Consider the following 19,401-nt stretch of genomic DNA (forward strand, 5'->3'; position numbering starts at 1 on the left):
CTACCACGAATTTATGAGACTTTCAGAGCTTCTTCCTGCGATTTATTCCCTTTTGCTGTCAAAGTTGAGTCATTCATAAGTTTGAAGTGAGTACTCTAATTGGCTTCTATCAAATTCACTAGGGGGCTGATCTTTTTTTCAAACACACTTTGGAAAGAAATAATACCAGATCTCTAATACGTGGCATTCAGAGATATTCGCGGTTCCGTTAGAAGGAAATAGACAGCTTGCTTACTCATAGTTAGGAGGGCTGACTTGAAGTCCTGTGCTTGCGACGCATCTGAATCTCCTCACAAAAATGACTGAAAGTTCAGAACACGATTTCAAGAACCTGTCATAGAGGTAGTCCCTATGGAATTCTTTCCTTTCTTCCCTAACGAAGCTCTCTAGAGATACTTGCTCTAGAAGTTGAGTGTTGACACTGTGTTTTCTTCCATGTTTTCTTCACTTGCGTCTTTTCATGGCCTTTCTGAAAAGACTACTCAGCGGAACTTCGTAGCATGTTGGAGGGTACTAAATATCCTTCTCCAGTAAAAACTAATCATTCTGTTCTAGACTTGCCGCTGAAAGAAACCAATCTATAAGCTTCCTGTTTTCATTCTAAGGAAGCGAGACCAGTAATAAGACTTCCAAAAACCTAGAGGAATCTCATGAAAACCGCCTGGCACTGCTTTCCTTTTTTCTGTATCTCTGAATAATCAATTGTTTCACAATTCAGAGATTCATCGTCAAGCCAACATCATGAGACAAAAACTCAGTTAGATTGACCCGACTCTATCTTTCCAGAGCCTGATATTCAGGTGTCTTGATGCAGCTGGAACATCAGATGGCCGAACAACCTCACTTGCCTGCTGGACAATCGGGCACTTTCACCCAAACTAGAGATTTGCAAGGATAGGCACTCGCTGCTGAAAACTTAAGACCACACAACTTCAGCCTAGGCCAGCATTGGCCCCTATCCTCCTTGTTTAGTCTCTCACAACAGACTGTTACGAACCGCACTATCTCATCGAAAAATCCATCTATTCTTCTTCCTTTTCACCGGAGATCATTATCATAAGAACTATCAATGCCGCCATAGTGAAAACAACTATCCCCGGCAACAAATATCCTATAATGGTAAACAACAAAGAAGAAGGTATGTAGTCTCTCAACGGAAGAAGCCACCAGGTGAAACCACCAGCAAGGCTTTCGCGAATATATAGAACGAGAGTACCGGCAAGTAGTAGCTCTTCGAAAATCGGCAATCCTATTCTCTTGGCAAGAGAGCAGTACTGGAGGAAAAAACCCGTCACGAAAAGTGTAATCGGAAATAGAAAGTCCATGATGTCAATATCAATGCTCTTCCCTTCAAGCAGAGAGTTTACGATCTGACCACCACCAAAAAGAATAGCAATAACAACTGCAACAATCATAAGAAGATTCCCGAGAAATATGTAAATACCCCTCATATAATCACCTCAAAAAAAACCGGCCCAACATGGGCCGGTTTCTATTCAACATAGATCAGAACTCGTAATTGTAATAGAGACCTGCGAACCAACTGTCTGCGGGATCAAACACATCTACTCCTGCTTTGAAGTTAAAACCATTGATGAGAACAGGGAAGCTCAAACCTAGAACTAGTTTCTTCGAGGCATCAAGGAAGTAATACCCCGCTTTGGCTGTGATAGAAGGCTTGAAATTACCCATTAAGAGATCAAGAGCAGCTTCTCCGTAGACCGATATATCCTTAACATCTGCAAGAACATCCCCAATGATCTCTGCACCGAACCCATTTGCGTCGAACGTATTGTAGTCACCAGACCCTACATAAAGGTCAACACTGACAGGCCCGGCTGCCCAACCGTTGGACTTCACTAAGAAACCGAGAGTCATAGCCTGGGTTGCTGCTCCGAAATCATAGTCGTAGCCAAACTTCACACCGGCCCAACCGATTCCATCCTTGGAAATGACGGGCTGTACCCAAGTCTCAATTGCATTTGCCTCAATATCATACTTCACGTCGCCTGTAATCTCAAGAACTCCAATTTCATATGCAACTCCTAGCCCAACATGTTGGCCCTTTGTGTCGGAATATCTTGCATAAGGAGTCAATGTCAACAAACCGACGTTTAGTGTGTACTTAGCATCAACAACGTAGTCGAATACCGCCGCGCCAAGAAGATCCGTTGCTTTTACTCCACCAGAAATAGTAAGACCTGGCAACGGAGTAAAAGTCGCTTCAGCTATAACATCTTCGCTCCACTTGAGAGCGTCAAGACCTGTCTGAGCGGCGAAAGAGAAGATATCCCAAGAACCGAACAATGCGATCTTGTCTGTTGCAGCTTCCTGAGTACCGACGCTCAGCCCTAGTTCTTTGAGCACCAAAGCCATCGTAACGTTTGCTGCGTCGTCATCGTACCACTTGAACCACTTCAAACCAGGATTTGCGCCTGTCCCGCCCGCTAAAGATTTCGCGGCGTACCAACTCAGTGCTGCCGCATCATTCTCCACTGTGAAAGACTTAAGAATGACAGTATTTTTGTCAGATGGAAGAGTAATGGTCAAATCGAGAGTGATGTCCGAAACATCAGCCTTGGCACCGAAACTAACTGATAAGTTATTGATTCCAAGAGCGGTTTCTAAGCCGTCCTTGTTAAGTTCCGCATGGCCCCAGAGCGTACCTTTGATTGTAGGGCTCAGAGTCACTGTAGCCGAGAAAGCAACCGAGATGGCCAGAAGTACCACTAAGATTCCAACAAGCTTCTTCATGCACACTTACCCCCTTTATAAGAGTGTTTTTGGTTTTTGGTGATGCGCATAACGTAAATATACCACATTTCATGTAACAAAAGCAAACTCACACGTTGCTAAGTTGCACAGAAAGATCATTTCAGGATTAACCCTACGGCTCCAAATGCTAGTGCCACAAAAGAAAGGATAATCGCTGCATTTGTATTGATAATGTTCTGCTTCTGTGCCTCTTCCAGAGCCGATATCTTACTCTCAATCACCAGGTCATTCTCTTCAAGAGCAGAGATCCTAGTTTCTGCAGCTGCAAGAGCAGTCTTGTCAGCCTTGTTCCTGTCAAGCTTGAACATCTGGGTCGCCATTGAGTTAGTTATACTCTTCAGACTGTCGACCTCTCCCTCGAGGACTCCTACTTTTCCCTCAAGAGAAGCTGTTCTGCCTTCGAGAGAAGCTATCCTGTCCGCGTGCTTGTCAAGAACTGCAATGTTTGCATCAATCTGATCGAAGGCGACTTCTAACATCTCATAGTTGTCGGCGACCTCACTTCTCAGTGAAGAGAGTTCATTACCAAGAACTCCAATCTCTGCCTTCAATCTTTCTTCTGTCAGTCCGAGCTTCGTGTAAAGGAAGTTCATTTTGGCTGACAGCTGATCTGGAGTCACATAATTCAGCTCAGAGATTCTCTGATTAGCAGAAATTACGGCGTTGCTCAACATCTTAGATAGTACTTCAAGATCGGTGACTCTCCCTTTCAGAGTATCTACGTCACCGGCCGAAGCCTTTGCCGAAAGCTCAGTCTTCAATTCTGCAAGCTGGTTGTCTAGAGAATCAAGTCTCGCTATGTTCAGATCAACTTGATCAAAAAGAACTTCCATAGTCTCGTCAATACCAAATAGAGCTACCTTAATCTCTTCGATTTCAGTGTCATAGTACTTGACTTCGGGCATCTTGGCAATGCTGTCCTGGATCTTGAGGATCCTTGTGTACATAAGAGAAAGCTTGTCGTTTAACTCCTCATTGGTTACGTAAGGCTCAAGATCAGGCATTTCACCCGACAGTTTTGCCTCAAGATCGGCTAGATCAGCCTTAGTGGCCATCCCTCTCCTAAGTGTGAAAAGATCAGCAGTCAAGCTGTTTATGACGTTCTCAGAAACATCGACTCTCGAACTAAGCGCTGCAACCTCATCATTTTGTTTGTTTTCATCTTTCTTAAGGTTGGCAATGGCCTGTCCAAGAAGTTTTACGGTTACTTCAAGATCGGTGGCCCTGTTCTTGAGAGATTCGATGTCCGAGGGAACTCCGCTCATTGCGCTTAACTTTTCGTTGATGAGCCAAATTCCGTCATTTGCACTGACCGCTTCCTCGGAGAGTCTGTCGATTTCATCATAGAGGAATGCGATCGCGTCATCGAAGGTTTTCAACGACACAAAGTCTCCGGTCATTCCACTTTGTCTCAGAGATGCGACCGTTGCTTCAAGAGCCCTCAGTTCCGCTGTTAAATCAACCACATTCTTCTTGTTGTCAGAGATCTCCAAGGAAAGTCCTGCAACTTTCTTAGTAAGTGAAAAGACTACTTCTTGGAGCTTAGCATCCCCGGCATCAGAATAATCCATAAATCTGGCAAGAGTCATAGCCAGCTGGTAACGTGTAACATCTTCACTACCTCTGAATGTGCCATCGGGGAAACCAATGAACAATCCACCGGCTGTCGTCTTAATAACGCTATCGTAGGCCCAGTGGTACTCTGACAAATCGCTGTACTCGACACCCAAGGCCAGGCTCGCGAAGGTAACAACGACTAGCGCCAGTATAGAAAGCTTCTTCATGGATCCTACCCCCTTTCAAAATGTTGTCATTATTCTACGCAGACTACAAGTTTATTATACAGTAAAAATACGTCTATATTCAAGAGTATTCAGCACTTGACAAGGCGATAAAAACGCTTTTTTCCGATTCTCAGAACATCTCCCTCGGAAACGGCGAGAACGGAATGAATATCGTCGAGAACTTCATCATTTACTCTCACTCCGCCCTGATCTATCAATCTTCTCGCTTCACTTCTTGATGAAATATTAGCATGAGAAACGAGAAGATCGACAATAGAAATACTCTCTGCCGGAAGTTTTATTTCCGGCATCTCTTCAGGAAGCTCTTTGTTTCGGAATATACTGACAAATTCCTCTTGAGCATTCAGCGCTGTCTCTCTCCCAAAGAACTGCGATGTGATCTCAACGGCAAGTGCCAGTTTTATATCTCGCGGATTAACTGCATTATTCAGAAGTTTCCTGTCATATTCCGCAAGTTCGGCATCGCTCTTATCGGTAAGCAATCTGAAATACTTCATCATCAGAGAATCAGGAATGGACATGATCTTTCCAAACATATCCCTCGGAGAGTCATCAAAAGCTATGTAGTTGTCGTAACTCTTTGACATTTTCAGCTTCCCGTCAGTCCCTTCGATTAGAGGGACGGTAAGAATCGCCTGAGCTTCAAGCCCATACTCCTCCTGAATCTTTCTGCCTACAACGAGATTGAAGAACTGATCATCGCCCCCAATTTCCACATCTGCTTTCACTACAACGGAATCATAAGCCTGAGCAAGAGGGTAGAGAAACTCAGATACACCTATTGGTTCGTTTTCTGAGTATCTCCTTGCAAAGTCGTGTCTCTCCATCATTCTCGCGACAGTGTATCTGGAAGAGAGTCGTATTACATCTTCAAAACTCATCGGATCTAACCATTCGGAATTAAACCGGATTTCGGTAAGATCTCTGTTTAGAATCTTGAAAGCCTGCTTGCTATAGGATTCGGCATTTGCTTTAGCCTCCTCCCTGGAAAGCATAGGTCTTGTCTTTGATCTCCCTGACGGATCACCGATTCTAGCGGTGAAATCGCCAATAATCAATACGACTTGATGACCAAATTTCTGGAAAAGCCGGAGTTTTCTCAATACAACAGCATGGCCCAAATGAAGATCTGGTCTGGACGGATCCACACCAAGCTTAACCCTCAACGAGCGCTTTTTCTTCAGTTTCTCAAGAAGCTCTTCCTCTGAGATCAGTGAAACATAATTCTTCGAAAGCTCCTTTAGCTGTTCCTCAGGCCTCATCAAACCTACCACCTTAAGCGCCAAATGCTCTGGAAACTACGAATGCAATAAGAATGCTGTTCACCATGAATCCAACACCAAGACCTAATGTGATCTTTCCCATGGTATCCAGCCCTTTCTTTCTTCCAAACATGGTGTGAGAAGCACCGCCTCCAAAGGCTCCACCAAGCTCCGCTGATTTCGACATCTGAAGCATTACAGCAATTCCAAGCCCTACACTTATAGCAATGTGTAGAGAAATAAGTACGTAAGCAAGAACAACCATCAAAAAATACCTCCTGTATCTTCTATCGCTCTTCTGGTATTATACAATATGTGCGGGTTTGTAGCAAATGAGAAGCAGAAGGTAGTTGGTGATTCTTTGAAAGACAAGACGGTTTTGGTTTACCTTCCGTTGAAACCGGAAATGGCAAAGGCTAATAATCTCCCAGTAAAGCTGCCCGTCCTTGTTGAAGATATGAAGAATATCACAGACAGGGACAGGATAGATCTCGATGTAATCATCAGGGGCCTCGAAGCCCAGAGCAGAATCGAGCGAAATGACTACTACGAATCATACCTTCTTTACTATTACTTCGAAGCCTTTAAGAGAGCCTTAAACTCAGGCAATCTTGAAGAAGCAAGGCAATTTCTCGAGAAGGCAGCTAGAGTTAAAAAGGATTACAGATATCACTTCTATCTAGGGCTGTTATTAAGAGAGGAAGAGAAAGTTGAGCTGTCGGAGATTGAGCTCAAGAAGTCGGTCGAGATGAACGAAGAGTTCTACATCGGGTACTACGAACTTGGAAGGCTTCTACAGATTCAGGAGGAGTACGACGATGCAGTTTCCTCATACATGAAGTCTATTGAGAAGTCGGGAGGTCAGTTCCCGCTTCCTCTGGTCGCCGCGATTGACTGCTTCATCTCTAAGGGTGAGTATGGAACAGCGCTGGAGATAATTGAAAGAGTGAAGAAGGAATTTCCTCTTTTCGCGGATGTGCTTCTAAGAAAGGGCGTAGTACTTAATGAAATCCAGAAGTATTCTCTTGCCGAGGAGGCCTTTACCGGTTGCATCGAGCTCGAGAATGACTGGAAAAGCTTCTATAATCGCGCTTTTTCGAGGGCAAGACAGGGAAAGTTATTCGCAGCCCTTGAAGACTTGAGAACCGCTTTTGATCTCAGTAGGAATACGGAGATTCTCTACGAAATGGCGATCGCTGAGAAGAACATGGGAATGCTTGAAGACTCCCTTGCTCACTGCGAAAACTACTACAGCGATACCAAGAACGAGAAGGCTCTCGTGTTGAAGGCCAGAATTCTTGACATGTTGGGCGAGTATGACACTGCTATAGAGACTCTAGATGATACACTGCTTGAGCTAAGAAACACGATCCTGCTACACAAGTCTTTGGCAGAGGGCAAAATTGCAAGCAATCTCAGCTTTCAAGATGAGATCAATGAGTCCTTCTACAATTATCTGATAGATAAATATCCAGATTCACAGTTACCTGAACCCAGTTTCGTCGAATCGGGGGAAATCAATGTTGAGACCCTAATGGATCTTCTTTCGGATGTGAATGATGAAAACATAGTCCAAAGAATCTCCTACTTCTATGAAGGAATGATTCCCCGAGAAACCATGGAAATAACATTGTTCCAGGCCGGTCTCTTCACCGAGATGATTTCTCAGCTAGATTTTCTTCCTTCTCAGCAAGATTACCTTTCATACCTAATGGCTTTCATAGTTTCAGGCACCGGAAGGACCACCGCGATATTCAGAACACTGATTTATCTTCTGAGATGGACCGTCTCCGGATTTCCTTTCAGGATAGAGTTATTTATCGACAAGTATCTTGAGGAACTAAAGGATCTTGATTTCGATTTCGCATTGAAAATCGCAAAACTGATTGAGTATGGCGGGACCGACATTGATACCCTCGAAGAGGAGGCTCGCGCTGATCCCGAAGATGTCACGCTGGCAATTATAAATGCGCTGGATAAGGGAACGATCACCGAGTTGAAAACCCAAGACGAATCGCTTAACAGGTACATAATCAGACTTTCTGGAATAGGAGGAAAATGATGGACAATATTGACCAATTGCTAAAGAGGTTCTTTAGTGCACTTGAACAGAATACTGCCGATGGAATTGATGAAGAGACGATCGCCCAGATACTTCATAAAGAGTTTGACGGTTCAGAGAGAGAAATGCTGATCACTGTACTTGATTCTCTATTCGGAGAGGTTACGAAAATGGCGGAGAACCCGAAAGACTACTTCTTCAGTAATGAACAAGAAAAACTCGACAAATATCTGGAGGAAAAGGACAGAAAAGTTGATCCTACAGACTAAATAGGTGTATAATCAACCTGTAGGGTTACTTCAGCGCAGAGTATAGCCGGTGTTACGCACCGGTCTTTTTTTGCTGTTTGGAAACTAAAACTTTCGCAGCTGTTTTCCAGGGAAGGATTGCGCACTTCGCTCTCATCGGATGTTCCTTCAATCCCTCAAAAAAGGCAGCATCGCCGATTTTTGAGCCATCATACTCCTCACCAGCTATCATTTTCTCAAAATTCACAATTGTCACAGCGGCTTCTTCAAGAGACTTACCTTCAAGAATCTCTGCCATAACTGCCGCAGACGCCTGACTTATCGCGCAGCCTTCACCCTCAAATCCAATAGCATTAACAACTCCTCTTCCAATAATCAGATAAAGAGTAATCGAATCTCCACAAGAAGTGTTCGAGCCTTCGACTGTGTGAGTAGAATTCTCTAGTCGCCCTCGATGGGTATTATTCTTAAAGTGAAACATTATGAAGTCGGAATATAGTTGCTCGAAGTTCATAAGAACCACCTCTCTGCCTTACTAATCCCTTCTACAAGTCTTTTCACATCTTCAACCGTATTGTAAAAGTAGAATGATGCTCGACAAGCCGAAGTAATGCCCAGTGCCTCCATCTGAAGTTGTGCACAATGATGACCGCTCCTGATCGCAACTTCCTGAGTTCTTCCAAGGAATTCGGCCAGATCGTGAGAGTGTATTCTCTTATGAGAAAAGAGCAAGATCGCATGACTATCTGGCGGACTGTAAACAGTGACATCGGAGATCTCTTTTAGCATCTCTCTAGCGGTTTCTGTAAGATGTGAAACGTACTCATGTATCGCGGACATACCGATCTTGTTCAGGTATCTGCAGGCCGATGCAAGTGAAACGGCACCGGAAATGTTCTGTGTTCCGCCTTCCAGTCTGGAAGTTCCCTCCTTTGCGTAGCTCGAAGCCCCAACACTTACCCGATCCACCATACCGCCTCCGAATTCAAATGGTGTGAGATCATCTAGGAGCTCTGCCCTACCAACAAGGCAGCCAATTCCAGTTTCTGCAAGCATTTTGTGACCGGAGAAGACCAGAAAGTCCGAGTTGACCTTCTTGAAATCAAAGCTCTCATGCGGAACCAGTTGAGCTCCGTCGATTACTGTCAAACCACCGAAGGAGTGGACAAGCTCGGTTATATCTTCAAAAGGGGGCCTGTAGCCTGTGGCGTTAATCAGTCCTCCAATAGAAAAGACAAACGGCGCCTCCACCTCCGTTAGGCTCTCCGTAACCTCAGTCACGGTCAACTTCGCCCCCATTATGGGTAAAGCCACGAACTTGATTCCATTCTTCAGGCTGTGATATTGCCACGGAAGAAAGTTGCTGTGATGTTCGAAAGTCGGTACTACGAAAGTTTTGTACCTACCAGAAGTAGCCAATGCATTTGCAACGATGTTGAGACTCTCTGTGGAACCCTTTGTGAATACCAATTCATCTCTTTCAGCTCCGATGAACCTGGCAACTTCGCTTCGACTTGATTCATATAGACCTGTCGACTTCTCCGCAAGTGGATAGACAGCTCTGTGGACGTTTGCATTTTCACGCTCATAAAATCCCGTGACCGCATCAATTACACTTTGCGGCTTTTGAGAGGTCGCTGCATTATCCAAATAGACTAGTGAGGGATAGTGTCGAAAAACCGGGAAGTCCTTTCTGACTTCCTTGATGCTAATATCGGATGTCTCTTTCAAACTCATCTCTTAACACCCCCGAATGATCTGGAAAGATCTCATCGATTTCTCTTAGGGTCGGCTCAAACTTACCTTGAACGATGTGGCGCATCGACTGGTCTCTAGTAAGTCCCCGCGACATAAGGTAGAAGAGCTTTTGCTCGTCAATGGATCCCACGGTTGCTGCATGGGAAGCTTCGACTTGATTCTCTCCCACAAGAAGTGAAGGTATTGTATCGGCCCTTGCAGATTCTGATAGCATTAGGACGTTGCTGCTCTCGCTTCCCTTCGCTCCTTTCGCACCTCTCTTAATATCTAGCGTTCCTCTAAAAACACTTCTGCCGTTGTCAAGAAGCACACCCGACCCCGAAACTCTTCCCACTGAGTCCTTCGCTTTGTGCCTAACAACATATTGCATATCCAGGACCGTATCACCTCTCGCTACAAAAAGAGGTTCAAGAGATGCATGAGCTCTCTCTCCTTCTAAAATAGCCATGTGAAAAGCAGCAATTGATGCGTTGCCGCAATTCACCTCAAATACCCTGAGCTTAGCGTGCTTCTCTAGAATATACAGGTTGTTGATAAACCCATGTCCCCTTTCAGTCATCCTATTTAGGACTAAAAGCTCTAAAGATGAGCCTTCCTTTATCAAGAACCTGTTGTTCTGAAGCAGCCAGTTTCCCAAACGTCCGCTATCGATTACTACTTTAAGACTCGAATTCTCTCCTAAGACAAACATATTGTTCAAAATCCTTGAATCACGGTTAAATGAAACTGAGTAAAAGTTGTCCACTGATTTGTTCGGAGGTATAGAAATCATTGATCCTTCGTTGAAGAAGATATCTCCTAGCAGAAGGATCTTTCTGTCAAGACCTTCAAAATCCAGCCTATCGAGTAGCTCTACTTCGTCGCTCTTCATCGTAATCAACGGTCTTACATAAGGATCTGAGTAAGACAAACTACGCCTGGGGGAGATTTCCGGCAATCTCATTCCGGCAAGCTTCAATCTTTTCCATGTGGGGAAGGCCAGTGTTCTATACTCTGAATACCTGTTACTCATGAAAGCCGACATCGCAGGAGAAGATGCCTCAGCAGAAATCATAAAATCTCGGTTGTCGTAGTCCTTAATTGACAGTTCCTCTCTTCTAGTTGGCTTAACCATCTCGAAGTTGTTGTGAACAAGGTCCGTCGTCATTTCCATTGTTGTCACCTCATCCTATGCTGCTTTCCATTTCCATATCTATCAATCTGTTCAGCTCAACTGCATATTCAACAGGTAGCTGACGTGAAACAGGTTCCATGAAACCTCTTACTATCATCGCTTTTGCTTCCGATTCGCTTAAGCCGCGACTCATGAGATAGAAAGTCTCGTCTTCTCCTAATCTTCCAATTCTGGCCTCATGACCTACTTCGGCAGCATCATTCATCACTTGGATTATCGGAACAGTATCGGCCCTTGATTCATTATCGATCATTAGAGCTGTACACTGAACCGATGACCTTGAGTTCATTGCTCTTGGAGAAATGTCCAAAAAACCTCGATAAAAGGCCCAGCCTCCACCCGCGCTGATGCTTCTGACATCCACAAGTGAACTTGTGTCTGGGGCCAGGTGAAGCACCTTAGATCCTGTATCCATATGCTGACCGGGACCGGCATAGGTAATTCCAAGGTGTTCGGCTCTGGCACCCCTGCCTTTTAGAACAGATGTTGGATAGAGCATGGTCTTCATACTTCCCAGAGAACCAGATATCCATTCTATCGTTCCGCCTTCCTCGACAATTGCCCTCTTGGTATTCAAGTTGTACGTGTTCTTTGACCAGTTCTGAATCGTCGAGTACCTGACCTTCGCATCTTTTAGAACAAAGATTTCTACCATCCCAACATGAAGATTGAGATCGTTGAATCTTGGAGCAGAACAGCCTTCTATGAACTGAAGATCGGAACCTTCATCTGCAATGATCAACGTGTGCTCAAATTGACCGCTGCTTTCCACGTTCATTCTAAAGTATGCCTGAAGAGGAAGGGGCACTTTGACTCCTTTGGGTATATAGACGAACGAACCGCCACTCCAGACGGCTCCGTGGAGTGCCGCAAATCTATGATCGGTCGGAGGAACAGCCTTCATAAAGAATCTCTTTACCAGTTCAGGATACTTTCTAACAGCCGTCTCCATATCTAGGAAGACGATCCCAAGCTCTTCGAGCTCCTTCCTAATGTTTTGATACACAATTTCCGAGTCAAACTGAGCGCCGACTCCAGCAAGAGATTTCCTCTCCGCCTCGGGAATGCCAAGCTTCTCAAAGGTCTCCCTAATCTCCTGTGGAACATCGTCCCAGGATCTATGCTTGTCAGAATCCGGATCCAGATAAGAGATTATTCTGCTCAGATCGAGATTCTCCGTGCTTACTCCGAATCCCGGTTTGTTTGAGACATTGAAAGCCTTGAGAGACTCAAGTCGCTTCTGAAGCATCCATTCGGGCTCGCTCTTCCTTTTCGACATATCGATTATCTGGCTCTCCCCGAATCCTCTTTGGCTCATAAAACGGTACTTAGTATCTGAAAGAAAATCAAACTTAGTATTGTCTAGGAAAACTTCTTCTCGCATGATCAGGCCCCCTTGAGTGAGCCAAAGATCCCTTCGTATCCATTCCCTTCGACTTCTCTGGCCAGCTCCTTTCCTCCGCTTACAGCAATCGATCCATCGATCAAGACGTGCACATAGTCGGGCTCAATATACTCAAGAAGCCTTTGATAGTGTGTGATTAGTAATACTGAGTTTTCTGGATTTCTGAACCCATTTATCGACAACGCTATGCTTTTCAAAGCGTCAACATCCAACCCGGAATCGATTTCGTCAAGAACCGCAAACCTAGGTTTCAGGAAATTCATCTGAACTATCTCGGATTTTTTCTTCTCTCCTCCGGAAAAGCCTAAGTTCAAATGTCTGTCTAGCAATTCACTTTCGAGACCAAGTTCAAGAGATAGTTTGTCGATTTCTTTGCTCATCTTCAGCAAGGGATCTCGACTGCCAGCGCTTTGAGAGGCCGATATGAGAAAGCTCCTGAGTCTGATACCCGGAATTTCCTGAGGTTGCTGAAAGGACATAAACATTCCCATTCGAGCTCTTTCGTCTGCAGTTAATCTAGAAATATCCTTATTCATGAATTTCACAGTACCACCAGTAATTTTGTATTTGGGGTTTCCCATCAGCACATTCGCAAGCGTTGATTTACCACTACCATTGGGTCCCATGATAGCGTGGAGCTCTCCTTTTCCTATTGTTAGGTTCAAACCCTTCAATATCTCCTCATTGTCTTCCGCCAATACTACGTGCAAGTTCTTTACTTCTAGAAGATTCATTCCAATCCCTCCAAACCCGGTACATATTATTTAGATTATAACATAATCCCGACAATTATTACCCAAGATTTCAACCGTTAAGTAAGATACCGGTTTAGAGGATATATAATTGGAGAAATTAAGGTATGGAGGTGCTTCGTGCTCTATGTAGTCTTTATAGGTGTCCTCATGGGTCTTGCCAATCTTATTCCAGGCGTAAGCGGTGGCACTATTGCGCTACTGGGGGGACTATATGAACGTTTTGTAGGTTCTATATCTATGCTGACGACTCTCAAAATTCGCAGAGAAGAGATGCTCTTCTTGATAGAACTTGTCGTCGGTATGGTTATAGGAATCTTTGGGTTCTCTGCTCTTATTGATCTTTCTCTTTCAACCGTCCCTTCACTTATGTACGGAATATTCTCAGGGCTTGTGATAGGAGGTATTCCAGTAGTTTTCAAACGAATTGAGAAACTAGGCATCAGCGCATTGCTTTCGCTGTCAGCGGGAGTCGCAATTGTTGTTCTTATATCCCTTCTGAGTTCCAGAACTGGAGGAGTTGCGCTCACCGATCACGGCGCAATCAATCTGGTCTATGATGTTGTTGCCGGCTTTTTCGGAGCTTCAGCCATGGTACTTCCAGGGCTTAGCGGAGCATTTATTCTTCTGGTCATGGGAGAGTACACCAGGGCCATCTCCGCAATCAAGAGCTTCGACCTAGTCATAATTGCTTTCATTGGGGTAGGTGTGATCCTGGGAGTGCTATTCGTAAGCAGACTTCTCAAATACTTGATGAAGGAGTTTCGCAGTGAAACTTTCGCCTTCCTTCTGGGCTTAATGATAGGTTCAATACCCGATCTAATCACTAGACCGGGAAAGAATACTGATCTTACATTAATTGTTTCAGGAGTGATTTTGGGGGTTTTTGCTTCTTATCTTCTCGCCTTACTTGAAAAAAGAAACAATATTCAAGTCTAGCTATTTGCTGTGATTGATTGCGACCCTCTGAAGACGTTTATCGTTGTCGAGCAACTCGCCAATTCCTTTGACAACGCATGCCCTTGGGTCCTCGGAAACTATCGTTTTTATACCGGTCTCTTGAATTATCAGATCCGGGAGACCTCTTAACAGGGAGCCTCCACCCGTAAGGACAATGCCCGTGTCCATAATGTCTGCAGCGATTTCCGGAGGCGTGTCCTCGAGAATCTGGCGAAGACTGAGTACAATTTCCTGAAGAATCTGTGAAATTGCCTCATGGACATCGTCAGAGGTGATTCTAATATTCCCTGGAAGTCCGTTCAGTGCATCCCTTCCCCGAACCTCAAGTTCATAGCTCTCCAGTGTCGGGAAAGCCTTTCCAATCTTGATTTTCACATCTTCGGCGGTCGAGCTTCCAATAAGAAACTTGTATTTGCGCTTCACAAATTTGATTATTGCATCGTCCATCGCATCTCCCGCAGTTCTTAGAGAACGAGAAACCACAATTCCTCCAAGGCTTATTACAGCTATATCGGAGGTCCCTCCCCCAATATCGACAACCATATTTCCTACAGAATCGAATATATGAAGTCCGGCTCCAACAGCAGCCACAATGGGTTCAAGTACCAGATATACTCTACTGGCTCCCGCAGCCGTAGTAGCCTCAATGACTGCTCTCCTCTCGACACTGGTAACCTTAGCCGGAACCCCTACTACAACTGCGGGTCGGGAGAGCGAGAATTTCGTGCGAGTTCTCTTGACCAGCTCTTTCAAAGCCTGTTCGATTATCTGATAATCGGCAATAACCCCATCTCGAATAGGTCTGACGGCCTTGATATCCTTTGGGGTCTTGCCGATCATTTCCTTTGCTTCAGATCCTATTGCGATTATCTTCCCAGTCTTCAATTCAACGGCAATGACCGAAGGTTCATCTATGACAATATCTTTGCCTTTCTGGAAAACTAAAAGTGAAGCAGTTCCCAAATCGATGCCAAGATCGCCCTTTTTCATATATGACCTCCCGTGTGACATAAATGGCGTGCTCGGTGGGATTTGAACCCACAGTCTCTGGATCCGGAGTCCAGCGCTCTATCCGTTGAGCCACGAGCACTCAATAACCTGCAGCCCTCTTGAATTCAGATCAACCATCCCATCGAGCTCTTCACTACAAGCGATTACTATTATATCGTAAGTTGAAAAGTCTATGTCGTCAATGAGATTTACCGGCTTCATTCCTTTCCTGAAAAACGAAAGGAAGACCTGTGGGTCTTCTACAAACACCCCTGGCATTTTCTCCAGGGAGTCTATTCCTTCTATTAGTCCGGATTTCGGCTTAAAAAACAACACTTTGCTACCTGACGGAAGTTCGGGCAAATTCCGGCATATACTTCTATTGTTGCGTACTTCCCACTTCACAACCTTCCCGGAGGACTCATTCCTGAGAATCTGCATTGCGCTGAAGACATCCCTTACTCTAGCGAATTCTATCCCAATCTCTGAAGACATTCTTCTTGCACTTTCAGTTGTGAGGGTTTCATCAACCAGAATCACATTGCCAGAAAACATTGTCTTCACTTTCTCGGCAAATGATACTGCTCTCATTGTCGATTCACTGTATCTGCCCGACATTGAAATTGGCAGACCGACAACCACCGTCTCAATTCTCTTCTCTTGCAAGATGTCCGGTAGAGATTTTCGGTAGCCGGCGTGATCTAACGAATAAAGAGGGATCTCGACTCCCTCTATCTGCAAGGCAAGTCCTATTCTCGATGTACCAAAGTCAATTCCAAGTTTTATCATAGAAGGACCATACCGGATTTTCATCGCAGTAACTGGTGAGCAATACTTCAATTTTGGCCTGCAACAGGACTTCTGAACTTGCATCAAGGTCTCTGGAGGCGACCGCAATCGAAAGAGAACATCCCGCGAATAGCCTCGGCGGCGTTGGAAAAACCTTTGCCTGCAAACCGCCACTTCTAAGCAGCGATAAAGCTTTAAGGATATCCCTTTGCGAAACCGTGACTAAAGCATCCAATTGCCGAGTGTCAACCAACCTTCAGCACCTCTTCTGCATTTGTAAGGCTCCTTAGCAAGCCTCTTGTGGTCATGGTCGAGAGTTTAGTTGCAAACCACCTCGTCATTCTTTTCTCAGCAACTCCCTCTCTGTATCTCAAGGTCTTCTTGACCTGAGAGGTATCAAGGTCTGATCTTGAGTTGCTATGCCAGACACCACTCTCTACGTTTAACAGATTCATTTCCTCTAGCATTGATAGAAAGACTTTCGAAATCCCGTCTTCAAAGCTGAGCGCCTTTCTTATATCTCTTTCTGAAGCCGGCAGAACATCCTTCAAATCCTGATAAACAGCTTCCAGTTCTTCAACTGTGGGAAATAACCTGTCCATTTCATTTGTATTGGAAATAAGATCAGCCTTATTGAAAGACAAATTCAGAAATAACTCAGAATCCTCGCCGGGTCTGGTTGATACGGAATCAATGACCTCCAGAAAGTTTCTTGGCGCACTGTAGAAAACAATATTCGAGTTGCCCAAGGTGACACCGAGGCCATCACTTGAAGGGGTCGTTATCAAAACTCTTATCTTCTGTCTCTCAACCAGCGAATAGATGACAGATCTCTGAAAATCCTTAAGAAGATAATTGTAAAAAATCAGCTCGCCGTTCTGAAGGGCATGAGAGAGCCTCGAACCCATCGATTTTGCGAGGGTAACCGTTTTGTGAGGAGAATCAACGATCACAGCCACGTTCTCACCATGTCCTACTATTGACAAAACTTGCTCAACCTTTTTTCTGGAGCCACGGTTGTCGATTATCCCGACTCTCTTTATGGGACTGGGTTTGTATATATTGGATATCCTCCTGTCCGAGAGAAAATCTCTCAAATCGTCATAGAAGAGACTTCCCGTGAAACCGGATATACCAAGCACTTTGTCGACATTTTCGAGAAACGCTTCAAGATCAGGGTGATCTTTGAAGATACCTGAGAGAATATAAGTTGGTTCGTCGAAGATTATCTCGCCGGCGATCTCGGAAATCTCCTTGAATCTCTCGACAAAAAACGGGAGAGTAACAAATACAACAGGTTCATCCAGCCTACCCCGGTAAAGAGAGTTTGCAAAGACCGGCTTTATCGAATCCAAATAATGCTGCAATGAATAATAAGTGTGTGCCAAAGTACCATTGATAGCCGATACTATAAAGGTCTTCTTGCCCTGCTGATAGTTCTTCAAAATCTTAAGAGCCAGAAAGGGATTCTTTATCCTGATGTTACCGAACACTCCCCACGGGTTTTTGGTACTGACATCCAAGAATTCCGGACACTTGTGAGATAGCTTCTTTTCCAACTCGCTTATTAGAGACGATACATCTGTCTTGCCCTGTGAACCCGGCTGCTGATTCTTCCAGTCTCTTATGAACTCAAAAACGAAATTCTTATCTCTTACTTCCTCTTCGAATACCGGATCAATGTATAATTTTGCGTCTGAAAGTGAAAGCTTAACGCTCTGAAGTCCGTAAAGATTATCGCTCTTTACAGAGGCTATCGCATCTACCTTCAACAGATTCGGCTTCACATACTTGAAGTCATCAAACATGGTGCCCATGTTATACCCAATCGCAAGAGTCTTTCTGTCACCACAACGAAGGATTAGTTTCACATGGTCACTTCCGCTGCCAAACATCTTAGCTTTCTCTATGTTAAGACCTTTAATCAGAAATCTTGGCTCGGGATTCGAGTGACCAAAAGGTCTCAGAAGTTCAAGCTCATCAAGTATACCGGACGTAATGGAATCAAGAGACAGAACATCGTCGACATCGATCTTGAAAATCGGTTGTTTCTTTCCATACAGCCTTATGTAAGCATCGTTTATTGCGGATCTGAATTCAGATATGTTCCCTTTGTCAATGCTGAACCCAGCTGCCATTTCATGCCCGCCAAACTCTCTTAGCAAGTGCGAAACTTCATTCAGCAAGCTTATTATGCTTACCCCGGCAGGGCTTCTGGCCGAACCCTTACCGTCCGAACCATTTGTGGCGATTAGGAAAACAGGTTTATTATGAATTGAGACAAGCCTTGAAGCCACAATTCCAAGCACTCCTAAGTGCCAGTTATCTCCATCGATTACTAGCGCAAAATCATCCTTGAAACTTGCAGTGTTCGCGAGATCCTTTTCAGTCTGATCAAAGATCTTGGCCTCTATAGTCTGTCGGTTCTGATTGTGTTTCAGAAGACGGCTGGCGGTATTCATTGCCGAATCCATATCTTCGCTTATAAGAAGCTCCAGTGCAACTATTGCGGAGGCCATTCTTCCCGCAGCATTGAGCTTTGGCGCGATCTTAAAAGCGATATCTTGCGCGGTAAGATTCTCCGCCGGAATTCTAAGATATGACAAAAGGGCCTTCAAACCAACTAATGGACTGCTCTGGATCTTGGCAGTACCTTCCCTGACTATATAGCGATTCTCATCCCTGAGTGGGACTATATCTGCAATAGTGCCAAGCGCGACTATGTCCAGATAATCCTCCGGATCAATAGGACAATGAAGGGTCTCATTCAATGCCACCAGCAGCTTGAAGGCCACACCGACCCCGGCAAGTCCCTTGAAAGGATAATCATCGTCCGGTCTCTTTGGATTAACTATGGCATCGGCAGGAGGGAGAACATCCTTCACTTCATGATGATCAGTGACAACAACTTTGAAGCCTATCTCCTTTGCGTAAGTTATCTCATCGAATGAAGTAACCCCACAATCTACGGTTATTAGCAGGCTGTGCCCCTGGTCTCTCAGATCCTTAATTGCGTCCTTACTCAAACCGTATCCTTCCTCCAACCTCAGGGGAATATAGTAACTCACATCGAACCCCATTTTTTTCATTGCGAGATAAAGGAGTGCGGTGCTGGTTACTCCATCGACGTCGTAATCACCAAAGATTACAATGCTCTCGTTTCTTTCTCTGGTCTCAATGATTGTCCGAACAGCCAGCGGCATATCTCGCAGAAGGAAGGAATCGTGGAGAATAGTTTTGTCAGGATTAAGAAACTTCATTGCCTCAACCTCATTATCGATTCCACGTGTCACCAACAACCTTGCCAAAAACCGATCAATACCCATGAATTCGACCAGTCTGTTCACGGCCTCATCATCGGGCTTTAGGAGAAGCCACTCCTTTCTCATTAAGATCCACCCTCTCTTTTTTCTTTTGAAAA

General features: G+C 44.7%; 17 protein-coding genes and 1 tRNA gene. 3 read left to right on the forward strand and 15 right to left on the reverse strand.

Features of this window, described 5'->3' with window-relative positions; all coding sequences use genetic code 11:
• Nucleotides 1–1,022: 1,022 nt before the first annotated feature.
• From B3K42_RS13070 to secG, 5 genes are all read right to left on the reverse strand, one after another.
• Nucleotides 1,023–1,451 (reverse strand): hypothetical protein, encoded by a 429-nt coding sequence (locus tag B3K42_RS13070; protein WP_110989834.1) that lies wholly within the window; start codon nucleotides 1,449–1,451, stop codon nucleotides 1,023–1,025.
• A gap of 55 nt (nucleotides 1,452–1,506) precedes the next feature.
• Nucleotides 1,507–2,754, reverse strand: coding sequence for a hypothetical protein (locus B3K42_RS13075; RefSeq protein WP_110989833.1), 1,248 nt, complete (start codon nucleotides 2,752–2,754; stop codon nucleotides 1,507–1,509).
• Nucleotides 2,755–2,870: 116 nt separating this feature from the next.
• A complete protein-coding gene (locus B3K42_RS13080; protein WP_110989832.1) occupies nucleotides 2,871–4,559 on the reverse strand; it encodes an S-layer homology domain-containing protein in 1,689 nt (562 codons plus the stop codon).
• Nucleotides 4,560–4,648: 89 nt separating this feature from the next.
• Complete coding sequence (gene tyrS, locus B3K42_RS13085; RefSeq protein ID WP_110989831.1) at nucleotides 4,649–5,842, reverse strand: tyrosine--tRNA ligase; 1,194 nt, start codon at nucleotides 5,840–5,842, stop codon at nucleotides 4,649–4,651.
• 13 nt (nucleotides 5,843–5,855) lie between these two features.
• On the reverse strand, nucleotides 5,856–6,107 hold the full coding sequence (secG, locus tag B3K42_RS13090; RefSeq protein ID WP_110989830.1) for a preprotein translocase subunit SecG: 252 nt from the start codon (nucleotides 6,105–6,107) through the stop codon (nucleotides 5,856–5,858).
• 48 nt (nucleotides 6,108–6,155) lie between these two features.
• On the opposite strand from secG, the gene B3K42_RS13095 reads away from it, so the two are divergent.
• Nucleotides 6,156–7,904 carry a tetratricopeptide repeat protein gene (locus tag B3K42_RS13095; RefSeq protein WP_258367110.1) on the forward strand — a complete coding sequence of 583 codons (1,749 nt, stop codon included), beginning with the start codon at nucleotides 6,156–6,158 and terminating at the stop codon, nucleotides 7,902–7,904.
• Entirely contained in the window at nucleotides 7,904–8,173 is a 270-nt protein-coding gene (locus tag B3K42_RS13100; protein ID WP_110989829.1) for a chromosome segregation protein SMC, read from the forward strand. The genes B3K42_RS13095 and B3K42_RS13100 overlap by 1 nt, the downstream gene beginning before the upstream one ends.
• 52 nt (nucleotides 8,174–8,225) lie before the next feature.
• Here the strand turns inward: B3K42_RS13100 and sufU are convergent, their stop codons facing one another.
• From sufU to sufC, 5 genes are read right to left on the reverse strand one after another with little or no spacing between them, the layout of a single operon-like run.
• Nucleotides 8,226–8,666 (reverse strand): Fe-S cluster assembly sulfur transfer protein SufU, encoded by a 441-nt coding sequence (gene sufU / locus B3K42_RS13105; protein WP_110989828.1) that lies wholly within the window; start codon nucleotides 8,664–8,666, stop codon nucleotides 8,226–8,228.
• Nucleotides 8,663–9,889, reverse strand: coding sequence for an aminotransferase class V-fold PLP-dependent enzyme (locus B3K42_RS13110; protein WP_292599225.1), 1,227 nt, complete (start codon nucleotides 9,887–9,889; stop codon nucleotides 8,663–8,665). Before B3K42_RS13110 ends, sufU begins: the two co-directional genes overlap by 4 nt.
• Nucleotides 9,861–11,063 (reverse strand): SufB/SufD family protein, encoded by a 1,203-nt coding sequence (locus B3K42_RS13115; protein ID WP_110989826.1) that lies wholly within the window; start codon nucleotides 11,061–11,063, stop codon nucleotides 9,861–9,863. The genes B3K42_RS13110 and B3K42_RS13115 overlap by 29 nt, the downstream gene beginning before the upstream one ends.
• A 10-nt stretch (nucleotides 11,064–11,073) precedes the next feature.
• Nucleotides 11,074–12,468 carry a Fe-S cluster assembly protein SufB gene (sufB, locus tag B3K42_RS13120; protein ID WP_110989825.1) on the reverse strand — a complete coding sequence of 465 codons (1,395 nt, stop codon included), beginning with the start codon at nucleotides 12,466–12,468 and terminating at the stop codon, nucleotides 11,074–11,076.
• 2 nt (nucleotides 12,469–12,470) lie between these two features.
• Complete coding sequence (sufC, locus tag B3K42_RS13125; RefSeq protein ID WP_110989824.1) at nucleotides 12,471–13,223, reverse strand: Fe-S cluster assembly ATPase SufC; 753 nt, start codon at nucleotides 13,221–13,223, stop codon at nucleotides 12,471–12,473.
• Nucleotides 13,224–13,361: 138 nt separating this feature from the next.
• Between sufC and B3K42_RS13130 the strand changes: the two genes are divergently transcribed.
• Nucleotides 13,362–14,180: a DUF368 domain-containing protein gene (locus B3K42_RS13130; RefSeq protein WP_110989823.1), complete on the forward strand. Its 819-nt coding sequence runs from the start codon at nucleotides 13,362–13,364 to the stop codon at nucleotides 14,178–14,180.
• Here the strand turns inward: B3K42_RS13130 and B3K42_RS13135 are convergent, their stop codons facing one another.
• The 5 genes from B3K42_RS13135 to recJ form a co-directional block, all read right to left on the reverse strand.
• Nucleotides 14,181–15,191 carry a rod shape-determining protein gene (locus tag B3K42_RS13135; RefSeq protein WP_110989822.1) on the reverse strand — a complete coding sequence of 337 codons (1,011 nt, stop codon included), beginning with the start codon at nucleotides 15,189–15,191 and terminating at the stop codon, nucleotides 14,181–14,183. It lies immediately after the preceding gene.
• 24 nt (nucleotides 15,192–15,215) lie between these two features.
• Nucleotides 15,216–15,291 (reverse strand) — tRNA-Arg (locus tag B3K42_RS13140).
• Complete coding sequence (gene ruvX, locus B3K42_RS13145; protein WP_258367109.1) at nucleotides 15,270–16,031, reverse strand: Holliday junction resolvase RuvX; 762 nt, start codon at nucleotides 16,029–16,031, stop codon at nucleotides 15,270–15,272. Before ruvX ends, B3K42_RS13140 begins: the two co-directional genes overlap by 22 nt.
• Complete coding sequence (locus B3K42_RS13890; RefSeq protein WP_110989820.1) at nucleotides 15,961–16,233, reverse strand: DUF3343 domain-containing protein; 273 nt, start codon at nucleotides 16,231–16,233, stop codon at nucleotides 15,961–15,963. Before B3K42_RS13890 ends, ruvX begins: the two co-directional genes overlap by 71 nt.
• Complete coding sequence (recJ, locus tag B3K42_RS13150; RefSeq protein WP_110989819.1) at nucleotides 16,226–19,369, reverse strand: single-stranded-DNA-specific exonuclease RecJ; 3,144 nt, start codon at nucleotides 19,367–19,369, stop codon at nucleotides 16,226–16,228. Before recJ ends, B3K42_RS13890 begins: the two co-directional genes overlap by 8 nt.
• Nucleotides 19,370–19,401 lie beyond the last annotated feature (32 nt).

Origin of the sequence: Mesotoga sp. UBA6090, assembly GCF_002435945.1 — a bacterium.
In the GTDB taxonomy this organism is placed as follows: Bacteria; Thermotogota; Thermotogae; order Petrotogales; family Kosmotogaceae; genus Mesotoga.

Coding starts and splice junctions, on each gene's coding strand:
- B3K42_RS13070 (WP_110989834.1), bottom strand. CDS start 1,451: ATGAGGGGTATTTACATATTTCTCGGGAATCTTCTTATGATTGTTGCA.
- B3K42_RS13075 (WP_110989833.1), bottom strand. CDS start 2,754: ATGAAGAAGCTTGTTGGAATCTTAGTGGTACTTCTGGCCATCTCGGTT.
- B3K42_RS13080 (WP_110989832.1), bottom strand. CDS start 4,559: ATGAAGAAGCTTTCTATACTGGCGCTAGTCGTTGTTACCTTCGCGAGC.
- tyrS (WP_110989831.1), bottom strand. CDS start 5,842: ATGAGGCCTGAGGAACAGCTAAAGGAGCTTTCGAAGAATTATGTTTCA.
- secG (WP_110989830.1), bottom strand. CDS start 6,107: ATGGTTGTTCTTGCTTACGTACTTATTTCTCTACACATTGCTATAAGT.
- B3K42_RS13095 (WP_258367110.1), top strand. CDS start 6,156: ATGTGCGGGTTTGTAGCAAATGAGAAGCAGAAGGTAGTTGGTGATTCT.
- B3K42_RS13100 (WP_110989829.1), top strand. CDS start 7,904: ATGGACAATATTGACCAATTGCTAAAGAGGTTCTTTAGTGCACTTGAA.
- sufU (WP_110989828.1), bottom strand. CDS start 8,666: ATGAACTTCGAGCAACTATATTCCGACTTCATAATGTTTCACTTTAAG.
- B3K42_RS13110 (WP_292599225.1), bottom strand. CDS start 9,889: ATGAGTTTGAAAGAGACATCCGATATTAGCATCAAGGAAGTCAGAAAG.
- B3K42_RS13115 (WP_110989826.1), bottom strand. CDS start 11,063: ATGGAAATGACGACGGACCTTGTTCACAACAACTTCGAGATGGTTAAG.
- sufB (WP_110989825.1), bottom strand. CDS start 12,468: ATGCGAGAAGAAGTTTTCCTAGACAATACTAAGTTTGATTTTCTTTCA.
- sufC (WP_110989824.1), bottom strand. CDS start 13,223: ATGAATCTTCTAGAAGTAAAGAACTTGCACGTAGTATTGGCGGAAGAC.
- B3K42_RS13135 (WP_110989822.1), bottom strand. CDS start 15,191: ATGAAAAAGGGCGATCTTGGCATCGATTTGGGAACTGCTTCACTTTTA.
- recJ (WP_110989819.1), bottom strand. CDS start 19,369: ATGAGAAAGGAGTGGCTTCTCCTAAAGCCCGATGATGAGGCCGTGAAC.